This window comes from Dechloromonas hortensis, from assembly GCF_009469765.1.
GTDB lineage: Bacteria > Pseudomonadota > Gammaproteobacteria > Burkholderiales > Rhodocyclaceae > Azonexus > Azonexus hortensis.
On the sequence record NZ_SSSQ01000007.1, the window covers coordinates 206,315 to 218,565 of the forward strand.

At 55.6% G+C, this 12,251-nt stretch carries 14 protein-coding genes; 7 read left to right on the plus strand and 7 right to left on the minus strand.

The features are described 5' to 3' along the window. Window positions 1-2 precede the first annotated feature (2 nt). The 3 genes from pilB to GH663_RS13195 form a co-directional block, all read right to left on the minus strand. Window positions 3-1,718, minus strand: coding sequence for a type IV-A pilus assembly ATPase PilB (pilB, locus tag GH663_RS13185; protein ID WP_153132188.1), 1,716 nt, complete (start codon window positions 1,716-1,718; stop codon window positions 3-5). Between the two features lie 75 nt (window positions 1,719-1,793). Next, a complete protein-coding gene (locus GH663_RS13190) occupies window positions 1,794-3,068 on the minus strand; it encodes an HlyC/CorC family transporter (protein WP_153132189.1) in 1,275 nt (424 codons plus the stop codon). 3 nt (window positions 3,069-3,071) lie between these two features. Then, on the minus strand, window positions 3,072-3,911 hold the full coding sequence (locus GH663_RS13195) for a cytochrome C assembly family protein (protein ID WP_153132190.1): 840 nt from the start codon (window positions 3,909-3,911) through the stop codon (window positions 3,072-3,074). A 29-nt stretch (window positions 3,912-3,940) separates the two neighbouring features. Here GH663_RS13195 and ffh point away from each other — a divergent pair, with 29 nt between their 5' ends. Next, window positions 3,941-5,299, plus strand: a complete 1,359-nt coding sequence (ffh, locus tag GH663_RS13200) for a signal recognition particle protein (protein WP_066881233.1) — start codon at window positions 3,941-3,943, stop codon at window positions 5,297-5,299. A gap of 9 nt (window positions 5,300-5,308) precedes the next feature. Here ffh and GH663_RS13205 read toward each other — a convergent pair whose 3' ends face one another. Next, window positions 5,309-5,920 carry a lytic transglycosylase domain-containing protein gene (locus GH663_RS13205; RefSeq protein WP_153132191.1) on the minus strand — a complete coding sequence of 204 codons (612 nt, stop codon included), beginning with the start codon at window positions 5,918-5,920 and terminating at the stop codon, window positions 5,309-5,311. Continuing rightward, window positions 5,908-7,638: a proline--tRNA ligase gene (locus GH663_RS13210; protein ID WP_153132192.1), complete on the minus strand. Its 1,731-nt coding sequence runs from the start codon at window positions 7,636-7,638 to the stop codon at window positions 5,908-5,910. The genes GH663_RS13205 and GH663_RS13210 overlap by 13 nt, the downstream gene beginning before the upstream one ends. Before the next feature lie 112 nt (window positions 7,639-7,750). On the opposite strand from GH663_RS13210, the gene GH663_RS13215 reads away from it, so the two are divergent. Genes GH663_RS13215 through coq7 form a run of 3 tightly spaced genes read left to right on the plus strand, consistent with a single transcriptional unit; the run spans window position 7,751 to window position 9,437 of the window. Beyond that, window positions 7,751-8,290 carry an RNA pyrophosphohydrolase gene (locus GH663_RS13215; protein ID WP_066881239.1) on the plus strand — a complete coding sequence of 180 codons (540 nt, stop codon included), beginning with the start codon at window positions 7,751-7,753 and terminating at the stop codon, window positions 8,288-8,290. Then, complete coding sequence (locus tag GH663_RS13220) at window positions 8,290-8,808, plus strand: CNP1-like family protein (protein ID WP_153132193.1); 519 nt, start codon at window positions 8,290-8,292, stop codon at window positions 8,806-8,808. Before GH663_RS13215 ends, GH663_RS13220 begins: the two co-directional genes overlap by 1 nt. 5 nt (window positions 8,809-8,813) lie before the next feature. Further along, window positions 8,814-9,437, plus strand: coding sequence for a 2-polyprenyl-3-methyl-6-methoxy-1,4-benzoquinone monooxygenase (gene coq7, locus GH663_RS13225; RefSeq protein ID WP_153132194.1), 624 nt, complete (start codon window positions 8,814-8,816; stop codon window positions 9,435-9,437). 10 nt (window positions 9,438-9,447) lie between these two features. On the opposite strand, the gene GH663_RS13230 is transcribed toward coq7, so the two are convergent. Then, window positions 9,448-9,876: an OsmC family protein gene (locus GH663_RS13230; protein ID WP_153132195.1), complete on the minus strand. Its 429-nt coding sequence runs from the start codon at window positions 9,874-9,876 to the stop codon at window positions 9,448-9,450. Between the two features lie 492 nt (window positions 9,877-10,368). Between GH663_RS13230 and rplM the strand changes: the two genes are divergently transcribed. The 3 genes from rplM (at window position 10,369) to erpA (ending at window position 11,861) form a co-directional block, all read left to right on the plus strand. After that, window positions 10,369-10,797 (plus strand): 50S ribosomal protein L13, encoded by a 429-nt coding sequence (rplM, locus tag GH663_RS13235; protein WP_066881245.1) that lies wholly within the window; start codon window positions 10,369-10,371, stop codon window positions 10,795-10,797. A gap of 9 nt (window positions 10,798-10,806) precedes the next feature. Then, complete coding sequence (gene rpsI / locus GH663_RS13240; RefSeq protein ID WP_153132196.1) at window positions 10,807-11,199, plus strand: 30S ribosomal protein S9; 393 nt, start codon at window positions 10,807-10,809, stop codon at window positions 11,197-11,199. A 311-nt stretch (window positions 11,200-11,510) separates the two neighbouring features. After that, the gene (gene erpA / locus GH663_RS13245; protein WP_153132197.1) at window positions 11,511-11,861 is read left to right on the plus strand and encodes an iron-sulfur cluster insertion protein ErpA; all 351 of its coding nucleotides are present in this window, start codon (window positions 11,511-11,513) and stop codon (window positions 11,859-11,861) included. A 108-nt stretch (window positions 11,862-11,969) separates the two neighbouring features. Here the strand turns inward: erpA and GH663_RS21080 are convergent. Continuing rightward, a partial coding sequence (locus tag GH663_RS21080) for a hypothetical protein (protein ID WP_211371146.1) occupies window positions 11,970-12,251 on the minus strand: 282 nt, incomplete at its 5' end.

Here is a 12,251-nt window from a genome sequence, read left to right on the forward strand (position 1 = left end):
CGTTAAGCATTGGTAGTGCTTAGAACTTCATCAAGGGATGTCACGCCCTGTTTTACTTTTATCAAACCGGATTCGCGTAGGTCACGTACACCTTCGGCTTTTGATTGCATGGCCAGGTCAAGTGCGGTAGCTCCACTCATGATCAAGCGCTGCATGGCTTCCGAGACCGGCATAACTTGGTAAATGCCGACGCGTCCCTTATAGCCGCTCCCTTTGCAGCGATCGCAGCCGCCAGGGCCGTACAGCGTCCATGAGCCGTCGAGGTCGGCTTCTTTGTAACCGGCATCAAGCAACGTTTGGTCGGGAACGGTTATGGCCTTCTTGCAGTTGCAGAGGCGGCGGGCCAGGCGTTGGGCGGTAATCAGCAGGATGCTGGAGGCGATATTGAAGGTAGGGACGCCCATGTTCATCAGGCGGGTCAGCGTTTGCGGTGCGTCGTTGGTGTGTAGCGTCGATAGAACCATATGGCCTGTCTGAGCAGCCTTGATCGCGATCTCGGCGGTCTCCAGGTCGCGAATTTCGCCGACCATGATGATGTCCGGATCTTGGCGCAGGAAGGCTTTCAGAGCGACAGGGAAGGTCAGGCCGGCACGGTCGTCGACGTTTACTTGATTGACGCCGGGTAGGTTGATTTCCGCCGGGTCTTCCGCCGTTGATATGTTGACGCCATCCTTGTTCAGGATGTTCAGGCATGTGTAAAGCGAAACGGTTTTGCCGGAACCCGTCGGGCCGGTGACCAGAACCATGCCATAAGGACGGTTTACCGCATCAAGTAAGGCTGCCTTCTGGTCGGGTTCGTAACCGAGTGCCTCGATGCCCAGGGTGGCCGAAGTGGGATCGAGAATACGCAGGACGATTTTTTCGCCCTGCAGGGTGGGCAAGGTGCTGACGCGGAAGTCGATGGCGCGATTTTTTGAGAGCACCAGTTTCATTCGGCCATCCTGCGGTACACGCTTTTCAGCGATATTGAGCCTGGAAATAACCTTGATCCGGGAGGCTATCTTTTCCTTGATGGCGAGCGGTGGGGTCGCTATTTCGCGCAGTATGCCATCAACCCGGAAGCGTATCCGGTAGTACTTTTCGTAGGGTTCGAAGTGGATATCGGAGGCGCCATCATTGATCGCGTCAAGCAGCATTTTCTGTATGAACTTGACGACTGGAGCGTCGTCAATGTCCTGGCCGTTGGCTTCATCGGCTTTGGCGGCGGCTTCCTCGTCGAGAAAGTCGAGATTGATGTCGTCACTGGCTAGATTTCTGAGGGTGTCCTCGGCCGTTTCCGAGTACTTGCTGACGAGCGGAATAAGCTTCGGGTGTTCGACGACAATCGGGTCGACGGCCAAACCGGTCTGAAAACGAATTTCGTCGAGTGCGCGAAGGTTGGTTGGATCGGCGATGGCTACCGACAGACGATTGCCGCGCTTGTTGAGTGGGATGACCTTATGGGTGGCGATCAGTTTGCGGTCAATTGCCGTTGCCGGGATGTGGGTTTCATCGAAGGCGGCCAGATCAAGCAAGGGGTAGCCAAAGGTATCGGCGACAAAGCGGGCGATATCAATGGCTGAGGCTTTCTGGCTGGCGATGATCTGTTCGATCAGTGGGATTTTGGCTGAATTTGCCTGTGAAATCAGTTGTTCCGCCTCTGCCTCCTTGAGTCGCCCAGCCTGAACCAGTGCTCGCGCCAAGCCGCTAAGAGGAGATGTTTGAGGGGTAGCTGCCATTAATTACAGTCAAATGCCGTCTAGATCGTTTGATGATGCTACGTAGGCGCCTGTTTGTAAAGGCGGGCGCCCTTGTCAGCGCGGCTTGTCGGGCTGATAGATGCGGACAGTGACGACGCTGCGGTCCTGTGTCTGAAGAATTTCCACAGGAATGCCTGCCAATTTGATGCTGACATCTGCTTCGGGAATGTCCTGGAGGTAGTCGAGAATCAGTCCGTTCAGCGTCTTCGGGCCGTCGAGCGGGAAATCCAGGCCGAGCATGCGGTTAATATCCCGCAGAGGGCGGGATCCCTCGACGATGGCGTAGCCTTCTGGATGCCAGGTCAACGAGTTTCCGAGGCCGGGAAGAGATGTGGTGAAATCTCCAACAAACTCTTCAATAATGTCTTCCAGGGTCAGAAGTCCCAGGATTTCACCGTATTCATCGACCACAAAACCTATGCGTTGCCGGTTTTCCTGGAAAAAAGCCAGCTGGGAGAAGACTGCCGTGCCAGCCGGAATGTAGTAGGGCGCCTGCAATTGCTGGAGAAGCGCTGCTTCATCAAACTCCGGGTCGCCCAAGCTGGCGAGCAGGCGGCGGACAGGCAGGATGCCGACCAGTTGATCAAGCGATTCCCGGCATACGGGAAGGCGGCTGTGGTGACTGGTCGCCAGTTGCGTCCTGACCTCCTCCCATGGGCGGTCAAGATCAAGTATTTCAATGCTGCCTCGCGGCGTCATCACGTCTTCGACCGTAATGTTGTTCAGTTCGAAGAGGCTGGAAAGGATGGCTCGATGTTTTTGTGGAATCAGGTGTGACGACTCCAGGACCAGACTGTGGAGTTCTTCGGGTGAGAGTTTGGTGTTCTCGCCAGAAGGATTGCGTGACAGTTTAAGGAGTCGTAGCAGTCCGCCAGCCATCAAATTGATCAGCCAGACGGCCGGGTAGAAAAGGCGCAACAGCGGGGTCAGGATGTAGCCAAGGATGAGCGCCAGACGATCGGCGTAGGTGGCGCCTATGATTTTTGGGGTGATTTCGGAAAAAACGAGGATGGCCAGGGTGACGGCCAGTGTTCCAGCCCCGAGCGCCCATTTTCCGTCGCCGAACAACTCGATGGTAATGACGCCAACCAGGGTGGCGGCGGCTGAATTGATCAGGTTGTTGCCAAGCAGGATGACGCCCAGCATCTTGTCTGTCTGATCAAGTAAAGCGATGGCTTTTTGGGCGCCATGGTGGCCGGACTGGGCGAGATGGCGCAGGCGAAAGCGATTGGAAGCCATCATTGCCGTTTCGCTCAACGAGAAAAAGGCGGAGAGCGCCAACAGCAAAACCAGCGTTGCCGCCAGGGCCGACAAGGGAATGTCGTTCACGACCTAGAGGCGGCCGAGGATGACCTCGGCGACGAAACGACTGCCGACGTAAGCCAGTATCAACAGGGCAAAACCAGCAAGCGTCCAGCGCAGGGCGCGTTTGCCACGCCACCCCCAGGCATGGCGTCCGACCAGCAATGTGGCGAAGATGCCCCAGGAGGCAAAAGCGAACAGCGTCTTGTGGTCAAGCGACATCGGCTTTCCGAACAGTGCTTCGGAGAAAAAGACGCCGCTGCCCACGGTTAGGGAGAGCAGGATGAAGCCGAGCAGGAGCATCCGGAAAAGCAGTGATTCCATGGTTAGCAGTGGCGGCAGGCTAGCCAGGCTGCGTTTCATCGAGCGTTTGTGCAGGGCGTTTTCGGTGAAGCCCATGAAAATCGCGTGCAGCGCCGACAGGGTCAGCAGGCTGTAGGCCAGCATGGCGGCCAGGAAATGGAGCTTGAAGCCAGTGGCGCTGGCGTGGGCAACCAGATGAACGTTGGGGAAGGCTACCGGCAGTGCCGTGCAGGCAGCAGCCAATGGTAGAACCATGGGCTGCATGCCTTCCATTCGAGCCATGAAGCTTTCCAGCCAATAGATCAGCACGGCCAGCCACATCATCAGCGACAAGGCAAAACTGAACGAGAAGCGCATGCCGGTTTCGCCAAATAGCGCGCTATACAGCCCATAGGCGTGAATAAACAGGGCGGCGGCAATGGCCGCGCGCTCCCAGGTTTGCATGGGGCAGGCAACGCACTGGTTTTCGCCTTCGCGCCAGCGGGTGTTCCAAAAGTGGAACCCGAGCGCGCCATATATCAGGGCGGCGAGAATGTGCGGCAGAAGCTGAATTACAATATCGGCCATCCGCAGATTCTACTAGAAGCCTACCTGACATGCTCGATAACCTGACCAATCGCCTTGCTCGCGTCATGAAGACGCTGAAGGGCGAAGCTCGCCTGACTGAATCCAATATTGCCGATGCGCTTCGGGAAGTGCGTATGGCCTTGCTTGAGGCCGACGTGGCGCTGCCCGTGGTCAAGGACTTCATTGCCGCAGTCAAGGAGAAGGCGGTCGGTGAAGAAGTCATCGGCTCGCTGAGCCCGGGGCAGGCCCTAGTCGGTGTCGTGCATGCCGAACTGGCGAAAATCATGGGCGATGCCCACGAAGGCATCAACTTCAATACCCAGCCGCCGGCAATTGTCTTGATGGCGGGTTTGCAGGGCGCCGGCAAGACGACCACGGTCGGCAAGTTGGCCAAGTTCCTCAAGGAAAACAACAAGAAAAAAGTGCTGGTGGTCTCTTGTGACGTCTATCGTCCGGCGGCCATCGAGCAGTTGAAGTCGGTGGCCGGGCAGGCCGGCGTCGATTTCTTCCCGTCCACGACGGGTGAAAAACCCGAAGCGATCGCACTGGCGGCGCTGGATTGGGCGAAGCGTCATTACCATGAGGTTCTGCTGGTCGATACGGCGGGTCGTCTTGCGGTCGACGAAGAAATGATGGCCGAAATCAAGCGCTTGCATGCCGCCATCAATCCGATTGAGACCCTGTTCGTGGTTGATGCCATGTTGGGTCAGGACGCCGTCAATACGGCCAAGGCCTTTAACGAGGCCTTGCCGTTGACTGGCGTGGTGCTGACCAAGCTCGATGGCGATGCACGGGGTGGTGCCGCGCTGTCGGTGCGCCATGTTACGGGCAAGCCGATCAAGTTTGCCGGTGTGGGTGAAAAGCTTAGCGGACTGGAGGCGTTTCATCCGGAGCGCATGGCTTCGCGGATTCTCGGGATGGGCGACGTACTGTCGCTGATCGAAGAAGCCAAGAAGGGGTTGGATGAGGAGAAGGCGGTTGCCTTCGCCAAGAAGCTCAAGTCTGGCAAGGGCTTCGATCTCAATGATTTCAAGGAGCAGATCGGCCAGATGCGCAATATGGGTGGCTTGTCGGCGCTGATGGACAAGATGCCGGCGCAGATTGCCCAGATGGCCGGTCAGTTGCCTGCCGGGGCGGAAAACAAGATGGTTGGTCGCGTCGAAGGGATCATCAACTCAATGACTCCTGCCGAGCGTGCCAAGCCGGAACTGATCAAGGCCAGCCGCAAGCGTCGCATTGCGATGGGGGCCGGGGTTCAGGTACAGGAGGTCAATCGATTGCTCAACCAGTTCGAGCAGTCGCAGAAGATGATGAAGATGATGACCAAAGGTGGCATCGGCAAGCTGATGCGCGGCATGAAGGGCATGCTGCCCGGGATGGGGCGCTGATTAGCTGAGTTACTGGCCGGCCTGCACCAAGCGGGCCGGTTTTTCATAGCCCCATTGGTTTTGCCAGGCAGCGCGAACCATATTCGGGTATTCCGGTTTGCCCAAGCTGCCGTTGTAGCGTCCTAGGGCGCGGAAAAGATCGCCGCGCTCAATGTCGAGATAGTGGCGCAGGATGGTGCAGCCGTAGCGCAGGTTGGTGCGCAGGTCGAACAGGCTATCCTCCGGTCGACCGATCAATTTCAGCCAAAATGGCATGACCTGCATGTAGCCGCGGGCGCCGGCCGAAGAAACGGCATATTTGCGAAAGCCCGATTCGACCTGCATCAGGCCGAGCACCAGTTGAGGGTCCAGCCCGGCCCGGGTGGCTTCGTAATGAACGCTACGCAGCAGGTCGATCCGATATTCGCGATTCGGTATGCGCTTTTCCAGGCGGCGGGACATTTCGCCCAGCCAGTCCACTGCATCCATCGAATTCTTGAACGAAGTCACCGTCGGCCGCGAGTCGGAGACTGCCTTGTGCAAGGCGCCCTGGACGCTGGCTGATAAGGGTTCGTACTTCTGCGCGCCGGCGAATGCCGCCGACGCGCTGCACAGGGCGATGGCCGCAATCAGGCGGCGCACAGCTTCTCTTTGAGCGTGGAGAGGATGTCGGATTGGCCGATCATCGTTGCCTCGGCATCCTGGCGCCCCTTGTACTCAAGTTGCCCTTCCTTCAGGCCGCGCTCGCCGATGACGACCCGGTGAGGAATGCCAATCAGCTCCATATCGGCGAACATCACCCCGGGGCGTTCGTTGCGGTCATCCAGAATGACGTCGATGCCGGCAGCCTTTAGTTGCGCATACAGTTCGTCGGCCGCCGCCTTGACTGCCTCGTTCTTGTGATAGCCCATCGGCACGATGCAGACCTCGAACGGGGCGATTGCCGTGGGCAGAACGATGCCGCGTTCGTCGTTGCCCTGTTCTATCGCCGAGCCAACGATGCGCGACACGCCAATCCCGTAGCAGCCCATTTCCATGATCTGGCTCTTGCCGTTTTCATCGAGGTAGGCGCAGTTCAGTGCGGCTGCATACTTCTGGCGCAACTGGAAAATGTGGCCGACTTCGATGCCGCGGCAGATTTCCAGCTTGCCCTTGCCGTCCGGGGAGGGGTCGCCAGCGACCACGTTGCGGATATCGAAGACTTCCGGTTCCGGCAGGTCGCGGCCGAAATTGACGCCGTTCAGGTGGAAGCCGGCCTCGTTGGCGCCGCAGACGAAGTCGCTCATTGCGGCGACGGTGCGGTCGGCGAAAACTGCCACTTTTTCGCCGTCGACCGCAACCGGGCCGATATAGCCCGGCTTGCAACCAAGGTATTCCTCGACTTCACTCTCCAGCGCGAGGCGGAGGTTGGCGAGGCCGGCGATCTTGCTGGCCTTAATCTCGTTCAACTCATGATCGCCGCGCAACAGCAGCAAGGCAAAGGTCTTGCTGCCGTCATCCGGTTCGCCGACCACGGCAATCGCTTTGACGATGCGCTCCAGCGAAACGTTCAGGTATTCGGCGACGTCGCAGCAGGCCATCTTGCCCGGGGTGGCAACCTTCTCCATGGTTTGGGTTGCGGCCGCACGCGGGGTCGATGGCGCCAGTGCTTCCGCCAATTCGACGTTGGCGGCGTAATCGGAAGCAGGGCAGAAAGCGATGTCATCTTCGCCGGAGTCGGCTAGAACATGAAACTCGTGCGAACCGGTGCCGCCAATTGAGCCGGTGTCGGCAGCAACGGCGCGGAAGCGCAGGCCGAGTCGGCTGAAAATGCGGCTGTAGGTTGCGTACATGTTGCCGTATTCGCGTTTCAGGTCTTCAAATGAAGTGTGGAACGAGTAGCCGTCTTTCATCAAGAATTCGCGGCCGCGCATCACGCCGAAGCGGGGGCGGATTTCATCACGGAATTTGGTCTGAATTTGATAGAGGTGAATCGGTAACTGGCGATAGCTTTTGACGTCGCGCCGCACGGCATCGGTAATGACTTCCTCGTGGGTCGGTCCGATCACGAATTCACGCTGATGGCGATCCTTGAAGCGCAGCAGTTCAGGTCCGTATTGCTCCCAGCGGCCGGACTCCTGCCATAGTTCGGCTGGTTGTACAGCGGGCATCAGCAATTCCAGGGCGCCGGCGTTGTTCATTTCTTCCCGGACAATGTTTTCCACCTTGCGCAAAACACGCAGGCCGAGTGGCATCCACGTGTAAATACCGGCTGCGGCGCGCTTGATATAGCCAGCGCGAAGCATCATCTTTTGACTAACGACCTCGGCATCGGCCGGGGCTTCCTTAAGCGTGGTAAAAAAGAACTGCGAAGTGCGCATGGGATGCTCTTGAATTCGTTGCGAAAAGCGCATTTTACACGCAGGCTGTGCTTTGCACCCGGGCAGCCTTTGTGAAAGAATTGGGGCAACTTTTAATTTTTGCAGGATTTTTATGCTCGACCGTGAAGGCTACCGCCCGAACGTCGGCATTATTCTTTGTAACGCCAAGAACGAGGTTTTCTGGGGTAAGCGCATACGGGAGCATTCCTGGCAGTTTCCACAAGGTGGCATCAAGCGCGGCGAAACGCCGGAAGAAGCCATGTATCGTGAACTGTATGAAGAGGTCGGGCTTTTGCCCGAGCATGTGCGCATCCTCGGAAGAACCAAGGGCTGGTTGCGTTATGAGGTGCCGACACATTGGATCAAGCGCGAGTGGCGTGGATCCTACAAGGGCCAGAAGCAAATCTGGTTTCTGTTACGCCTCGTTGGGCGTGATAACGATGTAAGTTTGCGGGCGACCAACAAACCGGAATTTGATGCCTGGCGCTGGAACGATTACTGGGTGCCTCTTGATGCCGTTATAGAGTTCAAGCGGGGGGTTTACGAGCAGGCGTTGAACGAACTCGTCCGTTTTCTTGATCTCGATCGGCGTGCTCGTCTTCGTCGAGGGGCGGTGCTTGATGATTCGGCGATTGCCGGTGAGGAGTCTTAGTGCCTTCGTTCCTTCGTTCGGTCTGTCTTTTGCTTGCTTTCGTTTTGCCTGGCTGTGGATTTGCAGCCTCGGACGAAGAGGATGAAGTCAAGCAGTGGCAAGAAGAAAAAATTGTGCTGCCGGCGTCGCCTACTGAGGCTTCGCTATTGCCGTTTTACGTGAGTGCGGCCTCGGAAAATCGCTTTTTTATTGATGTTTCCACGTTGAGCGTAGGTGACGATGGTGTGGTTCGTTACACCCTCGTGGTTGTTTCTCCCGAAGGAGGGCGCAATGTCAGTTTTGAAGGCATGCGCTGTGAAACCAAGGAGCGCCGTATCTATGCCTCCGGGCGTGCTGACGGCTCCTGGTCGGAGTCTCGGGTAAAACAATGGGCGAAAATTCGGGATGCTTATGGAAATCGCCAGCACGCTGCCCTTTTCCTTGAGTATTTTTGTCCGGGTGGTGTCATCGTCCGTGATGCGGCAGAAGCGCGAGAAGCTCTGCGGCTGGGCGGGCATCCCGAGACTCGGCGTAGGTGAGAGCGATGGCAATTGATCGGGTTATCTGTGAGGTTGATCGTGTATTGCGCACGCTCTGGGCGCCAGCTTCCAGCGTTAGGCCAATACCTGGAGCAGAGTTGCCAGATGCTGATCTGAGTGCCGTCGAGCGAAGTCATGTGGTTGGCTTGATGCGAGTCAATCACTGTGGTGAGGTTTGTGCCCAGGCACTATATCAGGGGCAGGCGCTGACTTCGCGCGATTTCGCTGTTCGCGAAGCGCTATGTGTCGCTGCCAATGAAGAAACCGAGCACCTTGCCTGGACCGAGCGACGTATTGGTGAGTTGGGAGGGCAAAAAAGCCTCCTGAATCCCATGCTTTATGCTGGTGCCTTATCGATGGGGGTTGCGGCCGGATTACTTGGCGATAAATGGAATCTTGGCTTCCTGGCAGAGACCGAGCGGCAGGTCGAGGCTCATCTTGATGCCCATCTGCTTAGTTTGCCTGCTGGTGACGAGCGTTCGCGGGCAATCGTCGAACAAATGCGGCTTGATGAAATTCGACATGCAGATATGGCGATCATTCACGGAGCGGCAGAACTGCCGTCGTCGATAAAATTCACCATGAAGGTAGCAGCCAAGATCATGACCAAGGCTGCCTATTACCTATAGGGGGCTTATCTTAGGCCTCGTCTATGATTTCAAAGTCATGCGTGATCGTTGCAGTTTTTCCGATCATGATCGAGGCGGAGCAGTATTTGTCTTTGGATAGCTCAATGGCGCGCGCAACCGCTTCCGATTTGAGCTGCTTTCCCTTTACGCGATAGTGAAAGTGAATATTGGTAAAGATTTTCGGATCGGTCTCGGCACGCTCCGCTGTTAGGGTAACGTCACATCCGCTTACTGCATGTCTGCCCTTCTTTAGAATAAGCACCACGTCAAACGCGGTACAGCCGCCGGTCCCCGCTAAGACCATCTCCATTGGGCGTAGGCCTAGGTTTCTCCCGCCTGCTTCGGGGGCTCCATCCATAACGACAGCATGGCCGCTTCCTGTCTCTGCGACAAAAGACATGCCGGCATCGTTGCCCATCCACCTAACAGTGCATTCCATCTACGTCTCCTTGAAAGAATCTGGATTTTAGCGGATATCAATGTGTCGGGTGGCCGTTTGATGCCTTGTTGCGCTGCACAATGAGAGGGGGCTGAGTGGTGGTGGTGATGGTGGAGCGCTTTGGTTAAATATTCCGATACTGATTAAACTTTCGTTTTGTTATTTGTTTAATAATAAGTACTTATATTTAATTGTTTTTCCATATTTTTTTATAACCAAATATATTGTGCGGCGCACAATATGCCCTTGCTTCAATGTGTGTTGTGGTGCAGAATGCGAAGCGTACGAACCAAAGGTGGTTGTTAAAGATCATTCTGCGGTTCAGGATTGTCTCCTCCACCCTCCTCCTTTGGTGTGGATTTAACGCGGCTCAGCGAGCCGCGTTTTTTTTAATTGCTCCAAGTCTATATAGCTCTTGACATCGGTTGTCGGAGTCAACTAGAATCCGCGCCTTTCTCCAATCTGCGCCCAATTTTTCAGGACGGCACACACATGAAAACGTTTTCCGCCAAGCCACATGAGGTGAAGCGCGAGTGGTTTGTGGTAGACGCCACAGACAAGGTGCTCGGCCGCCTCGCCACCGAAATTGCTCGTCGCCTCCGTGGCAAGCACAAAGCTATCTATACTCCGCACGTTGATACCGGTGATTTCATCGTTGTTACCAATGTCGAGAAGCTCGTTGTAACCGGTAACAAGGCCGAAGGTAAGAAGTACTTCCGTCACTCCGGTTATCCGGGCGGTATCTACGAAACCAACTTCAAGAAGATGCAGCAGCGTTTTCCGGGGCGTGCTCTGGAAACTGCCGTTAAGGGTATGCTGCCGAAGGGTCCGCTGGGCTATGCCATGCTGAAGAAGCTGAAGTGCTATGCCGGTGAACAGCATCCTCACACTGCCCAGCAGCCCAAGGCTCTGGAAATCTAAGGGGTCAACATGGCTGAAAGTTATTTCTACGGTACCGGTCGTCGCAAAAGCGCCGTTGCTCGTGTTTTTATGAAGCGTGGTTCTGGCGCTATTGTTGTAAATGGCAAGCCGGTGGATCAGTTCTTCTCTCGTGAAACGGGGCGAATGATCGTTCGTCAGCCGCTTGAGTTGGTTGAGCAGCTTCAGGGTTTTGATATCAAGGTTAATGTAACCGGTGGTGGTGAGTCTGGTCAGGCTGGCGCGGTGCGCCACGGCATTACCCGTGCTCTGATCGAGTACGATGCTGGGCTCAAGCCAGTTCTTTCCAAGGCTGGGTTTGTTACCCGTGATGCTCGTGAAGTCGAACGTAAAAAAGTCGGCTTCCACAAAGCGCGCCGCCGTAAGCAGTTCTCCAAGCGCTAACGCGTGCGCAGTTGAAAAAAAGCCGCCTTTGGGCGGCTTTTTGTTTTTCTCTGCCCTGCTCCTGGTCTCATCTGTCCTGCCGAAATTTGGTGAAAGACAAGGGGGGGGCCAACCCAATCATTAGTGAGTTGGCTCTCTTGTCTGTCACGGTGGGTGTTAGTCAAATTCTGGGTGGGGTGCTTCGGCTTGGTCGTGTGTTGCTGTATCAAAGAAAATGCGTGGAACTAAAGCTGCTGGCCCTAAACTAACTGCATTGACCGAGGTGGTGCGGAATCGCATAATCTTGCATGATTTTTTAAGGAGTTTTTCTGATGAACGCTGTTGCCGAAATGACCTCTCCGTTGCTATTTACCGATAATGCGGCCAACAAGGTCAAAGAGTTGATTGAGGAGGAGGGGAATCCGAGCTTGAAGTTGCGTGTTTTTGTCACGGGCGGAGGTTGCTCTGGGTTTCAGTATGGTTTTACCTTCGATGAGGAGGTGAATGAGGACGATACGACCATGGAGAAAAATGGTGTGACATTGTTGATCGATCCGATGAGTTATCAATATTTGCTCGGTGCTGAGATTGACTATTCAGAGGGCTTGGAGGGGTCTCAGTTTGTTATTAGGAATCCTAATGCCACTTCAACTTGCGGATGTGGTTCGTCGTTCTCCGCGTGATCTGGAATTTCTTTGTTGAAAAGGCGGCGTAGCCGCCTTTTGTTTTTTACTTGTGCTGGTGTTTCGATTGGTTGACGAGTTTTCTGGTGCGAGGTCGGGCAAGATTGATCAAAAGATTGGTTGACGAGAGTTTTGGCGTGTATATAATGCGCACCTCTTCAGCGGCGCCGGGGCTTCCCGGGGTGGTTGAAGGGTGAAGTGGAAGTAAAGGGCGGTGAAAAAGATTTGAAGAAAAGCTTGACGGTTTGTAAGAAGTTCTTCATAATCTCGCCTCTCTGCTGCAGACGAAGTGAAAACGACGGCGCGGCGGAATTGATCTTTAACAACTTGAACAACCGATAGGTGTGGGTGCCTTGATGCTAGCAACGCAAGTTGCACAAAAGTATTAAA

Coding starts and splice junctions, on each gene's coding strand:
- erpA (WP_153132197.1), top strand. CDS start 11,511: ATGAACGCTGTTGCCGAAATGACCTCTCCGTTGCTATTTACCGATAAT.
- GH663_RS13210 (WP_153132192.1), bottom strand. CDS start 7,638: ATGCGCACTTCGCAGTTCTTTTTTACCACGCTTAAGGAAGCCCCGGCC.
- GH663_RS13215 (WP_066881239.1), top strand. CDS start 7,751: ATGCTCGACCGTGAAGGCTACCGCCCGAACGTCGGCATTATTCTTTGT.
- rpsI (WP_153132196.1), top strand. CDS start 10,807: ATGGCTGAAAGTTATTTCTACGGTACCGGTCGTCGCAAAAGCGCCGTT.
- coq7 (WP_153132194.1), top strand. CDS start 8,814: ATGGCAATTGATCGGGTTATCTGTGAGGTTGATCGTGTATTGCGCACG.
- rplM (WP_066881245.1), top strand. CDS start 10,369: ATGAAAACGTTTTCCGCCAAGCCACATGAGGTGAAGCGCGAGTGGTTT.
- GH663_RS13230 (WP_153132195.1), bottom strand. CDS start 9,876: ATGGAATGCACTGTTAGGTGGATGGGCAACGATGCCGGCATGTCTTTT.
- GH663_RS13195 (WP_153132190.1), bottom strand. CDS start 3,911: ATGGCCGATATTGTAATTCAGCTTCTGCCGCACATTCTCGCCGCCCTG.
- ffh (WP_066881233.1), top strand. CDS start 3,941: ATGCTCGATAACCTGACCAATCGCCTTGCTCGCGTCATGAAGACGCTG.
- pilB (WP_153132188.1), bottom strand. CDS start 1,718: ATGGCAGCTACCCCTCAAACATCTCCTCTTAGCGGCTTGGCGCGAGCA.